Annotated in this window: 22 protein-coding genes; 15 read left to right on the top strand and 7 right to left on the bottom strand. The window is 73.2% G+C overall.

The features are described 5' to 3' along the window. Window positions 1-37: 37 nt before the first annotated feature. From ACH4F2_RS28235 to ACH4F2_RS28225, 3 genes are all read left to right on the top strand, one after another. Window positions 38-1,201 (top strand): ROK family protein, encoded by a 1,164-nt coding sequence (locus ACH4F2_RS28235; protein WP_398135565.1) that lies wholly within the window; start codon window positions 38-40, stop codon window positions 1,199-1,201. A gap of 150 nt (window positions 1,202-1,351) precedes the next feature. Beyond that, the gene (locus ACH4F2_RS28230) at window positions 1,352-1,537 is read left to right on the top strand and encodes a hypothetical protein (protein WP_398135641.1); all 186 of its coding nucleotides are present in this window, start codon (window positions 1,352-1,354) and stop codon (window positions 1,535-1,537) included. Window positions 1,538-1,594: 57 nt separating this feature from the next. Beyond that, window positions 1,595-2,419, top strand: a complete 825-nt coding sequence (locus tag ACH4F2_RS28225; protein ID WP_398135564.1) for an EamA family transporter — start codon at window positions 1,595-1,597, stop codon at window positions 2,417-2,419. A gap of 67 nt (window positions 2,420-2,486) precedes the next feature. On the opposite strand, the gene ACH4F2_RS28220 is transcribed toward ACH4F2_RS28225, so the two are convergent. After that, window positions 2,487-3,857, bottom strand: a complete 1,371-nt coding sequence (locus ACH4F2_RS28220) for a S1 family peptidase (RefSeq protein WP_398135563.1) — start codon at window positions 3,855-3,857, stop codon at window positions 2,487-2,489. Window positions 3,858-4,088: 231 nt separating this feature from the next. Here ACH4F2_RS28220 and ACH4F2_RS28215 point away from each other — a divergent pair, with 231 nt between their 5' ends. Together ACH4F2_RS28215 and ACH4F2_RS28210 are read left to right on the top strand one after the other, a co-directional pair. Then, window positions 4,089-5,267 (top strand): MalY/PatB family protein, encoded by a 1,179-nt coding sequence (locus tag ACH4F2_RS28215; RefSeq protein ID WP_398135562.1) that lies wholly within the window; start codon window positions 4,089-4,091, stop codon window positions 5,265-5,267. 51 nt (window positions 5,268-5,318) lie between these two features. Continuing rightward, window positions 5,319-5,705 (top strand): PPOX class F420-dependent oxidoreductase, encoded by a 387-nt coding sequence (locus ACH4F2_RS28210; protein WP_398135561.1) that lies wholly within the window; start codon window positions 5,319-5,321, stop codon window positions 5,703-5,705. Window positions 5,706-5,761: 56 nt separating this feature from the next. On the opposite strand, the gene ACH4F2_RS28205 is transcribed toward ACH4F2_RS28210, so the two are convergent. Together ACH4F2_RS28205 and ACH4F2_RS28200 are read right to left on the bottom strand one after the other, a co-directional pair. Continuing rightward, window positions 5,762-6,202: a Zn-ribbon domain-containing OB-fold protein gene (locus ACH4F2_RS28205; RefSeq protein WP_398135560.1), complete on the bottom strand. Its 441-nt coding sequence runs from the start codon at window positions 6,200-6,202 to the stop codon at window positions 5,762-5,764. Window positions 6,203-6,387: 185 nt separating this feature from the next. Next, window positions 6,388-7,122, bottom strand: a complete 735-nt coding sequence (locus ACH4F2_RS28200; protein WP_398135559.1) for a TetR family transcriptional regulator — start codon at window positions 7,120-7,122, stop codon at window positions 6,388-6,390. Between the two features lie 129 nt (window positions 7,123-7,251). Here ACH4F2_RS28200 and ACH4F2_RS28195 point away from each other — a divergent pair, with 129 nt between their 5' ends. Both ACH4F2_RS28195 and ACH4F2_RS28190 read left to right on the top strand, forming a co-directional pair. Then, the gene (locus tag ACH4F2_RS28195) at window positions 7,252-8,088 is read left to right on the top strand and encodes a hypothetical protein (RefSeq protein ID WP_398135558.1); all 837 of its coding nucleotides are present in this window, start codon (window positions 7,252-7,254) and stop codon (window positions 8,086-8,088) included. A 24-nt stretch (window positions 8,089-8,112) separates the two neighbouring features. Then, window positions 8,113-8,601, top strand: a complete 489-nt coding sequence (locus tag ACH4F2_RS28190; protein ID WP_398135557.1) for a flavin reductase family protein — start codon at window positions 8,113-8,115, stop codon at window positions 8,599-8,601. 82 nt (window positions 8,602-8,683) lie between these two features. Here ACH4F2_RS28190 and ACH4F2_RS28185 read toward each other — a convergent pair whose 3' ends face one another. Beyond that, entirely contained in the window at window positions 8,684-9,067 is a 384-nt protein-coding gene (locus ACH4F2_RS28185) for a hypothetical protein (protein ID WP_398135556.1), read from the bottom strand. 324 nt (window positions 9,068-9,391) lie between these two features. Then, on the bottom strand, window positions 9,392-10,309 hold the full coding sequence (locus tag ACH4F2_RS28180; RefSeq protein WP_398135555.1) for a MurR/RpiR family transcriptional regulator: 918 nt from the start codon (window positions 10,307-10,309) through the stop codon (window positions 9,392-9,394). Between the two features lie 252 nt (window positions 10,310-10,561). Between ACH4F2_RS28180 and ACH4F2_RS28175 the strand changes: the two genes are divergently transcribed. Together ACH4F2_RS28175 and ACH4F2_RS28170 are read left to right on the top strand one after the other, a co-directional pair. Then, entirely contained in the window at window positions 10,562-10,723 is a 162-nt protein-coding gene (locus tag ACH4F2_RS28175) for a hypothetical protein (RefSeq protein ID WP_398135554.1), read from the top strand. Between the two features lie 90 nt (window positions 10,724-10,813). Further along, window positions 10,814-11,248: a DUF3662 domain-containing protein gene (locus tag ACH4F2_RS28170; RefSeq protein WP_398135553.1), complete on the top strand. Its 435-nt coding sequence runs from the start codon at window positions 10,814-10,816 to the stop codon at window positions 11,246-11,248. Here the strand turns inward: ACH4F2_RS28170 and ACH4F2_RS28165 are convergent. Beyond that, window positions 11,237-11,899, bottom strand: a complete 663-nt coding sequence (locus tag ACH4F2_RS28165) for a nucleoside/nucleotide kinase family protein (RefSeq protein WP_398135552.1) — start codon at window positions 11,897-11,899, stop codon at window positions 11,237-11,239. The genes ACH4F2_RS28170 and ACH4F2_RS28165 overlap by 12 nt on opposite strands. A 233-nt stretch (window positions 11,900-12,132) precedes the next feature. Here ACH4F2_RS28165 and ACH4F2_RS28160 point away from each other — a divergent pair, with 233 nt between their 5' ends. The 4 genes from ACH4F2_RS28160 to ACH4F2_RS28145 all read left to right on the top strand — a co-directional run bounded on the left by ACH4F2_RS28160 (window position 12,133) and on the right by ACH4F2_RS28145 (window position 17,473). Then, window positions 12,133-12,873 carry a beta-phosphoglucomutase family hydrolase gene (locus ACH4F2_RS28160; RefSeq protein ID WP_398135551.1) on the top strand — a complete coding sequence of 247 codons (741 nt, stop codon included), beginning with the start codon at window positions 12,133-12,135 and terminating at the stop codon, window positions 12,871-12,873. After that, the gene (locus ACH4F2_RS28155) at window positions 12,870-15,224 is read left to right on the top strand and encodes a glycoside hydrolase family 65 protein (RefSeq protein ID WP_398135550.1); all 2,355 of its coding nucleotides are present in this window, start codon (window positions 12,870-12,872) and stop codon (window positions 15,222-15,224) included. Before ACH4F2_RS28160 ends, ACH4F2_RS28155 begins: the two co-directional genes overlap by 4 nt. Window positions 15,225-15,408: 184 nt before the next feature. Continuing rightward, window positions 15,409-16,887 carry a hypothetical protein gene (locus ACH4F2_RS28150; protein WP_398135549.1) on the top strand — a complete coding sequence of 493 codons (1,479 nt, stop codon included), beginning with the start codon at window positions 15,409-15,411 and terminating at the stop codon, window positions 16,885-16,887. A gap of 97 nt (window positions 16,888-16,984) precedes the next feature. Continuing rightward, window positions 16,985-17,473 carry a DUF5709 domain-containing protein gene (locus tag ACH4F2_RS28145; protein WP_398135548.1) on the top strand — a complete coding sequence of 163 codons (489 nt, stop codon included), beginning with the start codon at window positions 16,985-16,987 and terminating at the stop codon, window positions 17,471-17,473. Between the two features lie 91 nt (window positions 17,474-17,564). Here the strand turns inward: ACH4F2_RS28145 and ACH4F2_RS28140 are convergent, their stop codons facing one another. After that, window positions 17,565-17,786 (bottom strand): hypothetical protein, encoded by a 222-nt coding sequence (locus ACH4F2_RS28140; RefSeq protein WP_398135547.1) that lies wholly within the window; start codon window positions 17,784-17,786, stop codon window positions 17,565-17,567. A 395-nt stretch (window positions 17,787-18,181) separates the two neighbouring features. Between ACH4F2_RS28140 and ACH4F2_RS28135 the strand changes: the two genes are divergently transcribed. Both ACH4F2_RS28135 and ACH4F2_RS28130 read left to right on the top strand, forming a co-directional pair. Continuing rightward, window positions 18,182-19,084 carry a GNAT family N-acetyltransferase gene (locus ACH4F2_RS28135; RefSeq protein WP_398135546.1) on the top strand — a complete coding sequence of 301 codons (903 nt, stop codon included), beginning with the start codon at window positions 18,182-18,184 and terminating at the stop codon, window positions 19,082-19,084. Window positions 19,085-19,203: 119 nt separating this feature from the next. Beyond that, entirely contained in the window at window positions 19,204-19,581 is a 378-nt protein-coding gene (locus ACH4F2_RS28130; RefSeq protein ID WP_398135640.1) for a hypothetical protein, read from the top strand. Window positions 19,582-19,608: the final 27 nt, after the last annotated feature.

The raw sequence follows: 19,608 nt of genomic DNA, 5'->3' as shown, positions 1-19,608 counted from the left end.
CTTGTTTCCGGTCCGGAAGAAAGTGGGGCTCGATCGCATGCCCACAAGTGCCGAGAGCTGGCTTCCGTTGAGCCCAGGAGAACGCTCCGTGGCGATCGAGGTACTCGTACACGGACCGCTGTCCCGTACCGAGATCGCCCGGCGGCTCGGCCTCTCGCCGGGCAGTCTCACCCGGCTGACCAAGCCGCTCATCGAGTCGCGGCTGCTGGTCGAGGTCCCCGAGGCGGGCGCGCCGGCCGGAGTGCGCCTGGGTCGACCGTCACAGCCGCTCGACGTGGTCACCGACTCCCGGTACTTCCTCGGCTTCAAGATCACCGGTGACATGGTGTACGGCGTCGTCACCACCCTCAGGAGCGAGATCGTCGCCCGTCACGACCGCGCGCTCACCACGCACGACCCCGATGAGGTCGCCGACGTCCTGGCCGCGATGACCGGGGAACTCTCCCGCGGCCGCCCCCGGATCGCCGGCATCGGCATCGGCGTCGGCGGGCTCGTCGAGGGCCGGGCCGTGGTCGTCGAGTCCCCCTTCCTGGGGTGGCGGGGAGTCCGGCTGGCCGGACTCGTCGAGGAGCGCACCGGACTGCCGGTCGTCGTGGAGAACGACACCGCCGCCTTCGTGGAGGCCGAGACCTGGTTCGGGGCGGGGCGCGGCCTGGACCGGTTCGTCGTCCTCACCATCGGCGCCGGCGTCGGGTACGGGCTCGTGCTCGGCGGCAAGCGGGTGCCGTACCCGGGGGACGAGGACCGCGGCTTCGGCCGCCACTGGATCCTCGACCCGTACGGTCCGCTCACCCCCGACGGCCGGCGCGGCAGCGCCGTGTCGCTGCTGACCATCCCCAGCATCCGCTACCAGGTCCGGGCCGCCACCGGCCGCGACCTGGACTACGAGGAGATCCTCGCGTCCGCCGCCGCCGGGGAGCCCATGCCCGCCCGGGTCGTCGAGGAGGCCGGACGGGCCCTGGGCACCCTGGTGGCGCAGATCGCCAACTTCGTGATGCCGCAGAAGATCCTTCTCGCGGGGGAGGGGGTGGGCCTGATGGACGTGGCCGGGAAGGTGGTGGAGAACACCATCCGCGACAACCGGCACCCGCGGGCCGCGCCGGTCGGCCTGGAGACCAGGGTGTCCGACTTCCACGACTGGGCGCGCGGTGCCGCGGTGTTGGCGATCCAGGTGCTCGTACTGGGAGCGGCGCGGATGTGAAGAGGCGGACCGTGTGCGCCAGAACACAGATGGCGTGAACGAACTCGCTGGTAGGCCTTGACAGATGAGAAGATCGACGTGATCAGCAACACGGTCCGTTATGTCCGGTTGGCCTGCCATTGCTCACATCGTCTTCACGCCGGGCGCCGTATGCTTCACAGCATGTCCACCACTGTTGAACCCTCCTCCGAGCGATCGGCTGCCGAGGTCAACGAGGAGATCCGGGCCCTGTGGCTCCGGTCGGGCGGGACACTGAGCGTCGAGCAACGCGCGGAGTACCAGAGGCTCGTCATGGAGTGGGCCACCGCGCCCCCGGAGCCTGTGAAGGCCGCCTGACCGGGACCTGAGGCTCCTCGGCGCATCGGAGCCCCGGTCCCCGGGCACCCACACCGGATGGGTGCCCTCCTCGCACTGGCCTCGGCCGTCTGCTATGGCGTCGTCGACTTCACCGGCGGCCTCCTGTCCCGGCGCGTCCACTTCGCCGCCGTCACCTTCCTCGGCCAGGTCGGCGGGCTCGCGCTCGCCTGCGTCGCCGCCCTCCTCGTGACCGCACCCGGCGTCCGCCCCCCGGACCTGCTGTGGGGCGCCCTGTCCGGCGTGGGCAGCGGCGTCGCCATGCACTTCCTCAACCGGGGCCTGAGCCGCGGCGCGATGAGCGTGGTGGTGCCCGTGAGCGCCGTCACAGGTGTCGCGCTCTCCGTCCTGTGCGGCGTACTCGTCCTCGGAGACCGCCCCGGTGTCGTCGCCTGGGCGGGGATCGCCGTCACCGTGCCCGCGCTCTGGCTCGTCTCCGGCGGCGGCACCGGACCGGGCCACGCCGTCACCGACGGACTGCTCGCCAGCGCGGGCGTCGCCGTCCAGTACCTCGCCCTCGGACAGGCCGGCCCCGACAGCGGCCTGTGGCCCGTGGCGGCCGGCCGCGTCGCCGCCGTACTCCTGTTGCTGCCCGCCGCCGTACGGCACACCGGGCGCCTGCGGCTGCCGCCGCGCCGGGCCGCCGAGGCACTGCTGATCGGCGCCGGTGCCGCCCTCGGCCTGGTCCTGTACCTCCTGGCCGCCCAGCGGCAACTGCTGTCGGTCGCCGTGGTCCTCGCCTCCCTCTACCCGGCACTGCCCGTGATCCTGGGCGTCGCCCTCCTCCACGAACGGGTCGGCCGCAGACAGGCCGTGGGCCTGATCGGCGCGGCGGCGGCCACGGTGCTGCTGACACTGGGCTGAAGCCCGGTGGGCTTCGCGGAGAGCCGGGCCGCTGTCCCGACGCCCCCCGCCGCCCCGGACGGACAGCTCACCCCCACGTCGTCGAGTAGTGCCGCCGGTAGGCCTTGCGGTCCTGCTCCGCGCGGATCCACCGGGTGGCCACCAGCGCGATCAGGCTGCCCGCGACGACGAGCATGCCGGGGCCGACGTTCCGGCGGTCGGTGAGCCGGGAGAGCAGGGTCGAGCCGTTGACGTCCGGCACCGGCGCCACGGCCCCCGGTGCCGCGGCGCCCGGCGCGGTTCCACCGCCGCCGGTGGCGGCCGGCGACGAGGGCGCGGCCCCCGGCCCGGCCCCCTCCCGCGGGGAAACGATCAGCCGTACGCCGAGCGACTCCATGGCCTCCGGCAGCGGCTGGAAGAACGTCGTACCCCCCTTGTCGCAGTCGCCGCTGCCGCCCGACGTCACGCCGAGGGCGATGCCCTCGGCGAACATCGGGCCCCCGCTGTCCCCCGGTTCGGCGCACACGTCGGTCTCGATGAGGCCGGTGACCGTGCCCTCCGGATAGTTCACCGTCGCGTCGAGCGCCGTCACCCGCCCGTCGCGCAGCCCGGTGGTGCTGCCGCTGCGGAACACCCGCTGCCCTACGGCCGGTTCACCGACACCGGTGATCCGCACCCCCTTGCCGTCACCGACCGCCACCACGTCGGCGCCGTCGCCCGCCTTCCCGTCGGCGTATTCCACCAGGGAGAAGTCGTCCCCGGGGAAACTCCCGGCGACCGTCCTGCCGACCTGCCGGTCACCCCCGTCGTCGCCGAACCAGACGGACCCCGTCGGCCCGCAGTGGCCGGCGGTGAGGACGAAGTCGCTCCTGCCGTCGGTCACGTTGAAGCCCGCCGAGCAGCGCCCCGCCGTGGACAGGATCGGCTCCGCCCCGTTCAGGCGAGTCGTGAACGTGCCGTCGGTGCGCTCCATGCGGACGAACTCGCCGATGTCCCGCGCGACACCCGTCAGCCGGGACCAGTCGGATCCGGAGACGGTGCTGTCACCCCGTACCACCACCTCGTTCGACCGGTAGTCGAGCGCCCACGCCGTACCGGGTACCCGGGGCGCCGAACGCAGCGCCCGGGCCGCCGACTTCAGCGCGGACATGCTGTGCCGCACGACCTTCGCCTCGGCGCCGGCCCGCCGCACCCGCTCGGCCGTGCGCTCGTCGGTGACCGCGACGACCGGCCGCCCGTCGGAGCCGACCCAGTGGCCCGCCGTACGGGAGGTGCCCAGCCGCGACACGAGACCGGCGCCGGTGCCGGCCGTGGTCCGCACCGACGTGTGCGGCGCGGCGGACACGTCGGAGGGTTCGCCCGCCACGGCCCGGGTGACCATCGTCGCCCCGACCAGGAGTCCGCCGACGGCCGCCAGCCGTGCCGTTCGCCGGACGATGCGTCGTCGTGCGTGCCTCATGCGTGCGCTCCCGAACCCGGACGCGCGGTGTCGTCACCGCGGGGGCCTTCGGACGTCGAACGCCCTCCTCCCATACGGGGACGGGCACGCCCGTGTTCACCGGGCCGGCGACCCGGTCGCGGACGCGGCGGACGGGCGCGTCGCCGCGTCCGCCCAGAAGGCCCCGCCGGCGCCGTCCACACCCCGCCGCCCCGTTTCCCGGACGCACCACGGCCCCCTATCTTGTGGCCCATGACCAGCATCCCGCAGGATCAGCCCGGCGACCCCAACCCCTTGCAGGCGCTCACCCTGGACCGGCTGCGCCGTCGTACGAGCATGAAGTGGCGCACCCACCCCGCGGACGTACTGCCGCTGTGGGTGGCCGAGATGGACGTGCCGCTCGCGGAACCCGTGGTGCGCGCCGTCACCGACGCCATGGAGCTCGGTGACACCGGCTACCCCGTCGGCACCGCCTACGCCGAGGCACTGGCCGCCTTCGCCGGCAAGCGGTGGGGCTGGGACGACCTCGCCGTGGAACGCACCGCGATCGTCCCCGACGTGATGCTGGGCGTCGTCGAGATGCTCAAACTGGTCACCGGGCCCGGCGACCCGGTGATCGTGAACCCGCCGGTGTACCCGCCGTTCTACCAGTTCGTCACCCACCTGGACCGGCGCGTCGTCGAGGCGCCGCTCGGCGCGGACCTGCGGATCGCCCCCGATGCGCTGGAGGACGCGTTCCGGCGGGCCGTCGCGGACGGCGGGCGGGCCGCCTACCTGCTGTGCAGCCCGCACAACCCGACCGGCACCGTGCACACCGCCGACGAGCTGTCCGCCGTGGCCGTCCTCGCCGAGCGGTACGGCGTCCGGGTCGTCGCCGACGAGATCCACGCGCCGGTGGTCGGCTCGGGCGCGCGGTTCGTGCCGTACCTGAGCGTGCCCGGCGCCGAGCGCGGCCTCGCGCTGATGTCGGCGTCCAAGGGCTGGAACCTGGCCGGGCTCAAGGCGGCGCTCGCCCTCGCCGGACCGGGTGCCGCCGCCGACCTGGCGCTGATGCCCGAGGAGGTCGGCCACGGACCGAGCCACGTCGGCGTACTCGCCCACACCGCGGCCCTGCGCGACGGCATCGCATGGCTGGACGCCGTGCTGGCCGGGATCGACGAGAACCGGCGGCTGCTCACCGGCCTGCTGGCCGAGCACCTCCCCGGGGTCGTCCACCGTCCGGGCGAGGCGACCTACCTGGCCTGGCTCGACTGCCGCGCGCTGGGCCTCGGCGACGACCCGGCGGACGTCTTCCTCCACCGCGGCCGGGTGGCCCTCAGCTCCGGCATTCCCTTCGGTACCGGCGGGGCGGGACACGTACGGCTCAACCTGGCGGCCTCGCCCGAGGTGATCACGGAGGCGGTGCGGAGGATGGCGGCGGCTCTGACGTGAAGGGAGGGCGCGCGGCCCCGGCCGGCAAGGGCGCGCCTAGACTTCCGGACCATGGACGACGCGTCACTGGCCCGGCTGGGCTCCGGCAAGTACCTGCTGGTCACCACGTACCGGAAGAACGGCACCCCGATCGCCACACCGGTGTGGGTCGTACGGGACGGCGACTCGCTCGGCGTCTGGACCGCCGCCGGCTCCGGGAAGGTCAAGCGTGTCCGCAACCGCGCCGACGTCCTGGTCGGCCCCTGCGACCTGCGCGGCAACCCGACCGGCGACCAGGTCCCGGCGACCGCGGAGATCTGCGACCCGGCCACCACCGGCCGCTACCGCCGGCTGATCGCCCGCAAGTACGGCATCGTCGGCCGGCTCACCCTGTTCGGCAGCCGGCTGCGCCGGGGAGTGGACGGCACCCTGGGTATCCGGATCACGCTCACGTCCTGAACGGCCGCTTCGCGCGGAAGCCGACGGCCTCCCCCCTCGGGGCAACTGACCGGCGCTCAGGTCCAGGCCCGGTACGGTTCGTCGACCAGCTGGAAGACGGGCTGGCCCCGTACCGGGTCCTTGGCCGTGGACAGCCGCACCCGGTCCCCGCTGTGGATGCCGATGAGCGGCCCCATGACCCTGCCGCGCAGCACGAACCCCTCGGCCATCTCGATCAGGGACACGTTGCGTGCGGCGGGGGTGTTGCGGTGCACCACCGTGGCGTGGCGCACCGTGCCCGTGCCGTCGCTGCGTTCCGTCCGAAGGTCGCTGCCGCGACAGACCGGGCACAGCACCCGGTGGTACATGGCCGTGCCGCACCAGGTGCAGCGCTGGAAGAAGACGGCCTCGGTGTCCGGGGCATCAGGGGCCTTCGAGGCGCTGGGGGCCTTGGGGTCGAGCACGCCCGTCGCGGAGCCGGCTGCCTGCCGAGCGACGTTTCCTGAGTGGTGGTACACGCTGGTCAACTCCCTGCACTCGGGCCGGAATCCCGCGTGCGCGGTCGCCGGGCACGCGTGTGCGCGGCGCGCCGTGCCACCGTGCACGCCCCACAGCGTATGGCACTGAGTGCCACCCGTAAAGGCACTCGGTACCCTCAATTCGGCGTCTGTGGTTCGGTGCCGGCTGCCGCGGCAGCCGGCCGTCAGTCGCGGGCGAGGGCGGTCTCGACCTCCCGCACCACCTGCCACAGGGGCGTCCCACGCCGCGAGACCACGACCACCACGTCCTCGGCCGTACCGGCCCGCGGCGGATCGGGAAGGCCGCCGAACGTGGACTGCGCGTACGCCAGCGCATGGTCCACCGCGGCGCCCGCGTCGTCCCGCCCCTCGGAACGCAGCCAGGACCGCAGGGCGTTGTTGTGCGCCGCGACCACGGCGGCCGCGATCACGTCGGCGCGCAGGAGCCCGTCCCGCCGCCCGCCCAGGCGCCCGCGCAGATACTCGGCGAGGGCGCGTTCGTAGCGCCACACCACCGACAGCTCGTACGCGCGCAGCCCGGGGACCTTTTTGGTGAGGTGGTAACGCTGCACCGAGAAGGCCGTGTTCTCGGCGTACATGCGCAGCACGAGCCTGGCCGCGTCGCAGACCCGTCGCACGGGGTCGGCGTCCCCCGGTGAAGCCGCCAGGAAGGCCGTCATGTCGGCCAGGCACCGCTCGTGGTCGGGGAAGACCACGTCCTCCTTGGAAGGGAAGTAGCGGAAGAACGACCGCCGTCCGACACCGGCGAGCGCGACGATGTCGTCCACGGTCGTCTGCTCGTAGCCCCGCTCCAGGAACAGCCGGAACGCGGCCGCGACCAGCGCCTCCCGCATCGGCGGCCGGGCACCCGCCGCATCCGTCCCGTCCCCGCCACGGGGCGCCGCACTGCTGGAGCTCATGCAGGGGAACGTAGCAGCTCATCGGCGCCTGTGACACTCAGTGCAGGGTACGGAGGGAACTGAGTGCCCCTGCCGCCTGGCCGTACCGGTCGCATACGATCGCTTCCGGTCAGCACCGAGGAGTCCCGCATGGCATCCGCCCGTCCCCGCATCCTGTACGTCACCGACCTGGCCTACGAGGCGCGCGGGCGGCGCTACTGCGACGAGGACATCTTCCTGACCTCCCGCCTGCGCGCGGACTTCGACCTGGCCCTGTGCCACCCCGTGGACGCCGCCGCGCTGATGGACGACTTCGACGCCGTCGTCGTACGCAACAGCGGTCCCGTGCTGGGCCATCAGGCCGCCTACGACGCCTTCCGCGAGCGCGCGGCCGAGCGCGGCGCCCGCGTCTACAACCAGCTCACGGGCCGGGCGGACATGGCCGGCAAGCAGTACCTCCTCGACCTGACCGAGGCCGGCTACCCGGTCATCCCCACGGTCGACCGGCCGGAGCACGTGCACCGGCTGCCCCCGGCGGACGAGTACGTGGTCAAGCCCAGGCTCGGCGCGGACTCGGCGGGCCTGCGGTTCGTGCCCGCGGACCGCCTGCGGGAAACCGTGCTCGACGACGCCGGGGACGTCCTCTTCCAGCCGCGTGTCGACTTCGCCTACGAGGTCTCCTTCTACTTCGTCGACCACGGCTTCCAGTACGCCCTGTACGCGCCGCACCCCGACCGGCGCTGGCGGCTGGAGCCGTACGACGCCACCCCGGAAGACCTCGCGTTCGCGCGGCGGTTCATCGAGTGGAACGGCATCGACCACGGCGTCCAGCGCGTCGACGCCTGCCGCGCGCCCGGCGGTGAGCTGCTCCTGGTCGAGCTGGAGGACCTCAACCCGTACCTGTCGCTGGACGCCCTCGACGAGGCGGGCCGGAACTCCTTCGTCACCGCTCTGCGGACGGCCCTGCGACGGCTGCTCGCGGCATGACCCCGCCCGGAGGGCGGGCCTAGCATGGACGGCATGGACGTGTTTCTCGACCGGCTCGACCCGGACATGTGCGTGGTGACGGCCGCGGCGGACGGGGAACGGGCGGGCTGCCTGGTCGGCTTCTCCTCGCAGTGCTCCCTCGACCCCGTGCGGTTCGTCGTGTGGCTCTCCGAGGTCAACCGGACCTTCCGGGTGGCGCGGGCCGCCGACGTCCTGGCCGTCCACCTGCTCGCCCGCGACCAGCGGGGGACCGCCGAGGTCTTCGGCGGGCAGACCGGTGACCGGGTCGACAAGTTCCGGCAGGTCCGCTGGCGCGAGGGGTACGGCGGGGCGGTCGTCCTGGAGGACGCCGAGGCGTGGTTCGTCGGCCGCGTCGTGGAGCGGACCGTCGGGGGCGACCACGTCGGCCACGTTCTCGAACCGGTCGAGTGGGGCGGGCGCGAGACGTCCGGCGGATCGCTGCTGCGGCTCGCCGAAGCCCACACCATCCACCCCGGACATCCGGTGGACTGACCCGCCCTCACAGCGACTCGGCCACGCCGTCTTGGCACCCGTGTGCCGAGGACGCGGAGAACTCCCGGTAGCGCGGGCAGGTTCAGCGTCCCGTGGCGCCCCGCTCGACCAGCGCCTCGGTGACCGCCCGCACGCTGCGCGCGATGTGCTGCAACTGCAGAACCTCCGCCGCGTACAGCTTGACGGTGTGCTCGATGACCGACTCCGGCAGGCCGAGCCGGGGCAGATCCGCCCGGGCGGTCTGCAGTGCGGTGCGGGCCACCCGGATCTCGTGCTGGACCTGGATCTGCGCATGGCGGGCGAGCAGCACCGGGTGGCGGATCAGCGCCGGGTAGCCGGCGTAGCGGGCGGGCACCAGTTCGCGCAGCCACTTGGCCGCCGAGCGCTCCCAGTCGTAGCTGCCGGGAGCCTTGACCTGGCAGGGCCAGTCGGGGCTGATGCGTGTGGTCGTCAGGGGCATGATCATCGCCTCCGGGTGTGCGGCGTCGACGGGGTGGGGCGACGGACGGGGCGGTCCCGGCCCAGGCCGGCCGGGACTGCCAGGGCGCTCGCGCGGGCGATGCCCGAGGGGGCGACCCCGGTGCGCCGGGCGGGCAGGAGTCGGTGGCCGGGGGCGTGTTCGCGCAGGTGTGGACGCGCTCCAGGGCGGCCGGGTCGCGGTCCGTGAGCAGTATTTATATATGCCATCCGCTTTGCAAGGCGTATGAAAACATTCATGCCTGCTTTGCGGGGGATGGTTCCCCTCTGCACCGGCCGATCGCCCCGCCCGCCCCCGGGAGCGGCGCCCGGCTCAGTCCCGGAGGAAGAACTGGTGCTGGTCGGCGACCTGCTCGTACTCCTCCAGCCGGGCCTGTGTCCGCTCCGGATCGGCGTCGGTCATCGCCTGGAGCAGAGCCGCGCACATCACGCCGGGCGCCGCGTAGGAGTCGAAGACCAGCCGCGACCCCGTGCCGGTCGCGAAGGTGACGTCGGCCTCGTCCACGACGGGGCCGAGCGCCAGGTCGGTGATCAGCGCCACCTTCAGTCCGGCACCGCGTGCCACCCGGACGGCGCTCAGGGTCTCGTGGGCATGCCGGGGCATGGAGAAGGCCAGTACCCAGGTGCCGCCCGCCTCCCGGGACTGGAGCAGGGCGTCGTAGGCGACGGTGCCGCCCCGGGTCACCAGGCGCACGTCGGGGTGGATGCGGCGGGCGGCGTAGGCGAAGTACTCGGCCAGCGAGACGGAGATGCGCAGCCCGAGGACGGTCAGCGGCGCGGAGGCGGCCAGCTTCCGTCCGATGTCGATCACACGGTCGGTGTCGGCGAAGTCGTGCCGCAGGTTCTCCAGGTTCTCGATCTCGGCGTCGACGGCCGCCTGGAGTTCGTTGCCCCGGTTCTCCTCGACCGGAGCGCCGCCGCGGGTGCCCAGCGCGATCGACTGGAGCCGCTCCCGCAGTGCCGGGTAACCGCTGAAGCCGACCGCCGAGGCGAACCGTGTCACCGACGGCTGGCTCACGCCCACCCGGTCGGCCAGGTCGGTGATCGACAGGAACGCCGCCTCGGTGAGGTGCTCGATGAGGTACTGCGCGATGCGCCGCTGACCCGGGGAGAGGCGGGGCCGGTCGAACAGCGTCCTGAGCCGGGACATGGGGGAGGCCTCGGTTCCCGCGCCCACCCGTCCCGAGGTGATCGCCGATGCCTGTGCGCGTGCCTGCTGCGGCGATGGCACGGGTGCGCCTCCTTTGTCTCCCACGGAGGTCAACATAGCTCACCCCCCATCTCCGGCCGGGCGGCGTCACAGGCCGTCCCGGGGCCTGTGCGGGCCGGAGCGAGGCCCGCACGAATCCGGCATCGCGTGCCCCGCACGGACCCGGCAACGCGCCCGCCCGGCATCGCGTCCGTGGGGGATAGCACCGCGCTGTCCGGGAACCCGCCGTCACGGAAGCAGAAGCACCCACAGCACGGACGAGGAGCCGCAGCCATGACCGTCCCGGAAGAGAACCGGCCGAAGACCAAAACCACCGACGACGTACTCGAACAGCGCGACGAGGACGCGCCCCGCCCGCCCGGGGGCACCGGCCGGACCATGCGCGAGGCCCTGGAGGAGGCGCACGTCCGCCCCGACGACTACGACGAGGAATGACCGCGCCGCGACCGAGCCACGACCGTGCCACACCGTCGGCCGAGCCACATCGAGTCGACCGGCCCCGAAACCCCCGGCAGGTGACACCGTATGGGCGCCATCAGCGCGCTGGAGAAAACCCTGGAAAACGGTTGGGAAGCGCTCTGGGCGCGGGTCTTCGGCAGGGACTCCGTCGAACTCCTCGACGCCCTTCGCGCCGAATGCGACGACAACGCCGTGGTCTCGCCCGCGGGCCGGGTCATGGTCCCCAACGCCTACGACGTCGTGTTCGCCGATGACGTCCACGATGAACTGGCGCCCCGCGACGGCCGGGTGGGCCAGGTGCTCACCGACTGTCTGGTCCGGCACGCCGAACGGCACGGATACGAGTGGGCAGGCCCGCCGGCCGTGCACATCGCCAGGTCCGACGACGTGCCGAACGGCCGCTATCGCGTGGCGAGCAGCGTGATGCCGCACGTCAGCGCCGACGGCTTCCCGCACGCGCAGCCCCGGCCGGGCCTCACCGGCGGTGGCTCAACCGAGTGACCGGAAAGCCGGCATCGCCCCCTCCCGCACCACGAGGTCCGCGCGGTCCCGGGTCGCGGCGACCAGGCCGGCGTTGCGCTGGTCGGTGCCGAGCGCCCAGGCGACCGCGTCCTCGTGGGACTTGCCGAACCGCTGGTGCCGTGCCACCAGCCTGCGGACCCGTTCCGTCTCCGCAGGCTCACAGAACCACACCTCGTCGAGCCGGGCGCGCACCCGCGTCCACGCCCCGGTCTCCAGCAGCAGGTAGTTGCCCTCCGTCACGACCAGCCGAGCGGACGGAGGTACCGGCACCGCTTGGGCGAGCGGCTGCTCCAGTACCCGCTCGAAACCGGGCGCGTACACGGTGTCGCCGTCCCCCTCCTCGCGCAGCCGGAGCAGCAGCGCCGCGTACCCGGCCGCGTCGAAGGTGTCGGGCGCGCCCTTGCGCTCCCGGCGGCCGAGCCGGTCCAGTTCGGCGTCGGCGAGGTGGAAGCCGTCCATGGGGACGTGCGCGACCCACGGCTCGCCGGCCTTGTTCAGCTCCCGCACCAGGTGCTCGGCGAGCGTCGACTTCCCGGCACCGGGGCTGCCGGCGATGCCGAGGATCGCGCGACGCCCGCCCGTCGGCAGGGAGCGGGCACGGGCGAGGAGGTCGTCGAAAGTCAGCGGCACACCGCCGAGTGTGTCACCTGATCGGACCCGGACCCGAGGGGGCTGACCGGTCCTGGCCCCGAGGGGGCTGACCGGTCCTGGCCCTGAGGGGGGCTGACCGGTCCTGGCCCCGAGGGGGACTGACCGGTCCGAGCCCTGAGGGGGCTGATCCGTCCCGGCCCCGAGGGGGCCTGATCGGACGCGCCCCCGAGGGGAACCGATCGGATCCGCCCCGGCGGGGAACTGTGTCGGGTATGACGACGCAGCTGGGACTTCCCGACTCCATCCGGGCCTGCCTCTTCGACCTCGACGGGGTCGTCACCAAAACGGCGGTGGTGCACGCCGCCGCATGGAAGGAGACGTTCGACGCCTTCCTGCGCGAGCGGGACGGCGCGGACTTCCGCCCCTTCACCGGCTCCGACTACGACGAGTACGTCGACGGCCGCCCCCGCGCCGACGGCGTGCGCTCCTTCCTCACCTCCCGCGGCATCGAGCTGCCCGAGGGCGGGCCCGACGACCCGGCCGACGCGCGGACCGTCAACGGCCTCGGCAACCGCAAGAACGAACTGCTCCTCGCGAAGATCCGCACCGACGGGGTGGAACCGTACGAGGGCACGCTCCGCTACATCGACGCGGTCCGCGCCGCCGGCCTCGCCACCGCGATCGTCTCCTCCAGCGCCAACACCCGCGACGTGCTGCACTCCATCGACGCCGAGCGCCTGTTCGACGTACGGATCGACGGCGTGGTGGCCCGGAACCGGAAACTGCCGGGCAAACCACGCCCCGACACCTTCCTGGCCGCCGCCCGCGACCTCGGCGTAGAACCGTCCCGCGCCGCCGTCTTCGAGGACGCGCTCGCCGGCATGGACGCGGGACGCTCCGGGCACTTCGGTTACGTGGTCGGCGTCGACCGCGTCGGCCAGACCGACGCCCTCTACGCCCACGGCGCCGACCGCGTCGTCAAGGACCTCGCCGAACTGGGAGGCCAGGCGTGATCACCAACCGGACGTACGCCGTCGAACCCTGGTCCGTGCGCGAGACCGCCCTCAACCTCGACCTCCTCGCCCAGAGCGAGTCCGTCTTCGCCCTGTCCAACGGGCACATCGGCTGGCGCGGCAACCTCGACGAGGGCGAACCGCACGGCCTGCCCGGCAGCTACCTCAACGGCGTCTACGAACTGCACCCGCTGCCCTATGCCGAAGCGGGCTACGGCTACCCCGAGTCCGGCCAGACCGTCATCAACGTCACCAACGGCAAGCTGCTGCGGCTGCTCGTCGACGACGAGCCCTTCGACCTGCGCTACGGCCGGCTCGGCAAGCACGAACGGACCCTGGACCTGCGGCGCGGGGTACTGGAGCGGACCTGCGAGTGGACTTCCCCGGCCGGTACGACCGTCCGGGTGCGCTCCACCCGGCTGGTCTCCCTCACCCAGCGGGCCATCGCCGCCGTGGAGTACGAGGTCGAGCCCGTCGACAGCCGGACCCGGGTGGTCATCCAGTCCGAGCTCGTCGCCAACGAGAGCCTGCCCGACCCCGACGGCGACCCCCGGACGGCCAAGGCGCTGCGGTCCCCGCTGGAGCCCGAGGAGGACCTGGCCGTCGGGTCCCGGCTGCGCCTGGTCCACCGGACGCGGCGCAGTGGTCTCAGGGTCGCCGTGGCCGCCGACCACGTCGTCGACACCTCCGGGCAGATCACCACCAGCAGTGAGAGCAACACGGACGTGGCCCGTCTGACCATCACCTCCGTGCTGGAGCCCGGACAACGCCTGCGGGTGCAGAAGACGGTCGCCCACGGCTGGTCGGGCGCCCGCTCCAGGCCCGCGATGAGCGACCAGGTCGAGGCGGCGCTCGCCGCCGCCGCGCACAGCGGCTGGGACGGCCTGGTGGCCGAGCAGAGCGCCTACCTCGACGACTTCTGGGCGCGGGCGGACGTCGAGGTGCACGGCGACGAGGAGATCCAGCAGGCCGTGCGCTTCGCCCTGTTCCACGTCCTGCAGGCCGGGGCCCGCGCCGAACAGCGGGCCATCCCGGCCAAGGGACTGACCGGCTCCGGGTACGACGGGCACGCGTTCTGGGACACCGAGATGTTCGTGCTGCCCGTGCTGACCTACACCGAGCCCAGGGCCGTCGCCGAGGCGCTGCGCTGGCGCCGGGACACGCTGCCCGCCGCCCGGGACCGCGCCACCCAGCTCGGGCTGCGCGGTGCCGCGTTCCCGTGGCGGACCATCGACGGCTCGGAGGGCTCCGCGTACTGGCCGGCCGGCACGGCCGCCTTCCACGTGGCCGCCGACATCGCGCACGCCGCGGTGCGCTACACGGCGGCGACCGGCGACACCGGCTTCGAACGCGACACGGCCCTGGAACTCCTGGTGGAGACGGCCCGGCTGTGGCGCTCGCTGGGCCACCACGACCACCACGGCGTCTTCCACATCGACGGCGTCACCGGCCCGGACGAGTACAGCGCCATCGCCTACGACAACACGTACACCAACCTCATGGCGCGGTCGAACCTGATCTCCGCGGCCGACGTGTGCGAACGCCACCCGGACGACGCGGCCCGGCTCGGCGTCGACGACGAGGAGAGCGCCGCCTGGCGGGACGCCGCCGAGTCCGTGCACATCCCGTACAACGACGAGATCGGCGTCCACGAACAGCACTCGGGCTTCACCCGCCACCAGCGCTGGGACTTCGCCGGCACCACCGCCGACCAGTACCCGCTGATGCTGCACTTCCCCTACTTCGACCTCTACCGCAAGCAGGTGATCAAACAGTCCGACCTGGTGCTGGCGATGTACACCTGCGGCAGCTGGTTCGACGCCCACTGCGACGAGGACCAGATCGCCCGCAACTTCGCCTACTACGAGCCGCTGACCGTGCGGGACTCCTCCCTGTCCGCGTGCTGCCAGGCCGTCGTCGCCGCCCAGACGGGACATCTGCGCCTGGCCTACGACTACGCCGCCGAGGCCGCCCTGATGGACCTGGCGGACCTGGAGCACAACACCCGCGACGGGCTGCACATCGCCTCACTGGCCGGTACGTGGATGGCGCTGGTCGCCGGGTTCGGCGGCACCCGCCGGGACGGCGACAGCCTCCGGTTCTCACCCCGCCTGCCCGAGAAGTTCAGCCGCCTCGCCTTCCGGCTCCAGTTCCGCGGCCGGTGCCTGCGGGTGGAGATCGGCGCCGACGAGGCGACGTACACCCTGCTGAACGGCTCCCCCCTGACGATCCACCACCACGGGAGCGCGCTGACCGTGGGCGGGGACGGCCCCGTCACCCGCGCCGTCCCGGCACCCGAACGGCGCCCCACCCCCGAACAGCCCCCGCACCGCCGCCCCAACGCCCGCTGACCGGCCCGCCGGACGCGGGTGAGGACGGGGCCGGAACGAGGCGGCTCGAGTGGCCGAGTTCCATCCTGCGTATCCGTGGCGCCCGAGTTAGTTTGACCTTGGTTTCCCGGTTTCCGGGCTCCCGCCACCGGCCGCAGGAGGTGGGACGAGCGGCCCCGCGACGAGCGGGGGTGAGGGGTGCACGATGGCCGACGGCACGAACGCCATGCTCGCCGGCAGACGGCGGGCCGAGGCGACGTCGTCGTCCGGCACCGCCCGGCGCCTCGGCGGCGACGCCCTGCTCGCGGCGGTGGCCGCGGTCTTCACCGTGATCCAACTGGCCTTCGTCCACCCGTGGATGGGGCTCGGCTGGGACGAGATCGTCTACACCAGCCAGGTCACCACACACCACCCCGCCGCCTTCTTCAGCGCACCGCGCTCCCGCGGCGTCTCGCTGCTGGTGGCTCCCGTCGCGTCCTGGTCGTCCTCCACCGAACTGCTGCGCGTCTACCTCGCCGTACTGTCCGGCCTCGGCCTGTACCTCGCCCTGCGGGCCTTCAAGGGCCTGTTCCCGGCCGGCGTACTGGCCACGGCCGGCGCGTTCTTCGCCACCCTGTGGGTGACCCTCTTCTACGGTCCGCAGGCCATGCCCAACTACTGGGTCGCGATCGGAGCCCTGGTCTGCGTGGGCTGCTTCCTGCGCGCCTGGCAGGGGCTGTCCGGCCGGGCCGCGCTGTGGGGCGTGGTTGCCGGGGTCGCGCTGATGACGTGGATGCGGCCCACCGACGCGGTGTGGGTGACCGTCCCCCTGCTGGTCCTCGTCCTCGTCCGCCGCCGCTGGCTGCTGCTGCTCGCCCTCGTGGGCGGCCTCGCGGCCGGGGGAGTGGAGTGGGTGATCGAGGCGTACGGCTGGTACGGCGGCCTCGGGGAGCGGCTGTCGAGGGCCTCCGAGATCCAGGGCGGCCTCGGCTGGAACATCGCCGTCGACGACCAGATGCGCAGCCTCGGCGGACGGGGCCTGTGCCGCCCGTGCACCGGGTCGATGCCGCACCCGGTGGTCACCGCGTGGTGGATCTTCCTCCCGGCCGTCGCCGTTCTCGGCGTCGTCGTCGCGGTCCGGGCCCGGCGTGCCGCCCGCACGCTGGTCCCGTTCGCCTGCGCCGTGACGGCCGCGCTGCCCTACCTGTTCATGATCGGCTACGCGGCGCCCCGCTTCCTGCAGCCCGCCTACGCCCTGCTCGCCGTCCCGGTCGCCGACGCGCTGTGGCACCTGGCCAGGACGGAGCACGGCCGGTGGCGCCCGGTGGCCGCGTCCCTCGTCGCGCTCGCGCTGGCCGTGCATCTGTCGGTGCAGCTCACCGTCCTCGAGGGCACCGTGGACCGCAACGTCGCAAGCCGCGAGGACTGGGCCCGCGTCGCCGACCGGCTGCACCGGCTCGGTGTCCGCCCGCCCTGTCTGATCACCGGACACGAGTCCATTCCGATCGGCTACTACACCGGCTGTTCCTCCGGCGCCACCAGCGGCAACAACGAGAACACCACCGCCGCCGAGATCGTGGACACCGCCCGCCGCATCCCGGTCGCCACCGTCACCGGCCCGGGCGGCGCCCCGCCCGGCTACGCCCGTGACTGGACCGCGCACCGCATCACCGACCTGACAGTCCGCGTCGCACCCCGGGGGTGAGGGTCCCGGGCGGGGAACGGGTTAGAGATCGCGTATCGGGAAACGCGAACCGGGCACCCGACCCAACGAGCCGACGCAGCGCGAGAGGGAGGCAGCGATGGGCACCGACCCGATGGCCGACGACGTCTACCAGCCCACCGGAACCAACGAGGAGCAGGAGGACGCCGCGCCCCTCGACCTCCAGGACGCCGTCGACGAGCGGACCTACGACGACACGCTCGACGAGGGCTACTCCCCGCCGGAGAAGCCCCTCGGCGTGACCAAGCACGGCACCACGGCCGCCGAGCAGCACGACGGCGAGACCCTCGACGAACGGCTGTCCCAGGAGACACCCGACGTGTCCGCACCGGACGGGGACGGCGTGGGCGACGAGCCCGGCGGCGAGGGCGAGCCGGTCGACCCCGAGGCGGGCACCGGCCGATCCGGCCGCCTGGTCGCCCCCGACGAGGGCGTACGCACCGACACGACCAAGGAGACCGTCGCCGACGACGTCGGCATCGACGGCGGAGCGGCGGGCGCCGAGGAGGCCGCCATGCACGTGGTGGAGGACGAGACGGCGCTGCCGGACCGGGAGAACGACCGGTAGGGCCCCGGCCGTACCTGCCTCACGTGTCACGCGGCCCGGGCCGGTGCGCAGCGCACCGGCCCGGGCCGCGTGACGCCCGGCCGCCGGCCGGTCAGGGCAGCAGCTTGTCGAGCGCGGCGGGGCCCTCCTCGGCCAGCTTGCGCCTGGCCCATTCGAGGTTCTTCGGGTTGACGTCCCGGCCGGCGGCGAGGACCACGTCCTCCGGGGACACGTCGGTGCCGTTGCGGATGTGGAGCAGTTCGTCCGGAGTGGCGCGGTCGTCGCCCGCGCGGGCTTCGGACGGCCGGGAGGCATCGGGCTGTGACGTCGTCATGATCAGTGCTCCTCGGATCCGGATCGCTGCTTCGGTGCCGTGCTGTTGTCGGTCCCGGATATCCCGATAACACCATTCAATGCGGAAGCCGCCCGCGCATCCGGAGGCCGACGTGGTTCAGGTCGCCGCCTGACGCACACCACCACGCTCCTACGCCCCCGGGCCTCCCGCACGCCGAACCGGCGGGCGGCCGAGCCGGACCACGCCGGTAGCCCTGCCGGAAAACCGGTGGACGCACTCGCGCGATACCGCATAACGTGTGGCCCACGCCCCGAGACCGACGGAAGGAGGGCAGAGCCGTGCAGTTCACCCCACTCCCGCGCTCCCTCCCTGTTGTCCCGGCGTACTCCGACTGACCGGGAGCGCATCACGCATGACGCATCCCGGAGGAATCCGTGACCGATCTGGTCATCCGCGCGCTCGACGCGAGCGACGCCCATCTCTTCGACACCCTGCCCGACCCGCTGAGCGCCCGTGAGGGCCACCGGCTGACCCGCCACCGCCCCGACTGGCAGCGGGTCGCCCTGCGCGACGGAACCGTCGTCGCCCGCGCCGCCTGGTGGGGCGGCCCCGACGACACCGAACCCGTCAACGTCAACTGGTTCGACGTGGCCGAGGGCGAGGAGGAAGCCGGAGCCGAACTCCTGCGCACCGCGCCCTGGCAGGTCGAACTCGAACTCAACCCTCCCGGCACCTGGCGCGAGGAACCCGCCCTGCGCGCCGCCACCGAGGCCCGCTTCAGCGCCGCACGGGCTGCCGGATACGACCTCCTGGTCGAACGTTTCCTGTACCGGTGGACGCCGGAGTGCGGCCTCCCCGAGCGGCCCGGCCGGCTGGACTTCCGCCCCGAACCGGACGACGCGGTGTTCTTCGACGCGCTGCGCCGCATCCACTCCGTCACCCTGGACGTCCACGCGCTGTCGGACATCGAGCAGGGCGGCCTGGACCAGGCCGCACAGGCGGAGCTCGACTTCTTCCACTGGTGCCCGTCGCCGCGGGAGTGGTGGCAGGTGGCGTACACCCCGCGGGGCGAGCTCGCGGGCATCCACATCCCGGCGCACAACCCGTCCGGTCCGTGCGTCGGCTTCATCGGCGTCGTGCCGGAACACCGCGGACACGGATACGCCTACGACCTCCTGGCCGAGTGCACCCACTTCCTGGTCGAGCGGGGCGCGGAGTTCGTCGCCGCCGCGACGGACCGGGGGAACCACCCCATGGCCGCCGCCTTCGCCAAGGCCGGCTACCCGGTCGTACGGGAACGGATCAACTTCCACCCCGTAGCGGCCGGCAGCCGGTAGCCGAGGGCCGGCGGCCCGAGGGCCGGAACGCACCGGGCCGGAAGTTCTCCGGCCCGGTGTCGGTGCCCGGTGGCATGCTGTCCCGCACGGTGATCAGCGCGGCGGGTGGCGGAGGCGATGTGGGGTTCGAGGGCGAGACCTGGTACGTGCGCGCGGCGCCGGACGCGGGGGAGGGAGCGGAGGTTGCGGAGACCGGAGCCGAGGTCGGGGAGATCCTGATCGACGACGCCGACTTCCCCTGGCTGTCGGGCCACTTCCGCGCGGGACCGGCGTTCGGCGCCGTCCAGGACCTCTTCGCCCGGGAACTCGCCCTCGTGGAGCGGGACGCCGAGGGCCACTGGGAGGAGTGGGAGGCGGTCTACGGCGAGATCGAACGGCGCGTGCGGCTGGTCTCTCCCGACGGCCCGGTCGCCGAGTTCCTGTTGCACATCCGGGGCGAGCGCGCCTGGTTCCGGTGGAGCGACGAGCCGTTCGAGCAGGAGCCGGCCGGCGGGTGACGCGGGCGCGGACCGGCGGCCGGCCGA

Origin of the sequence: Streptomyces sp. NPDC017890 (assembly GCF_044328675.1) — a bacterium.
Classification (GTDB): Bacteria; Actinomycetota; Actinomycetes; order Streptomycetales; family Streptomycetaceae; genus Streptomyces.
Note: the sequence above shows the minus strand (reverse complement) of the source record. Positions and strands in the feature narration are given on the sequence as shown.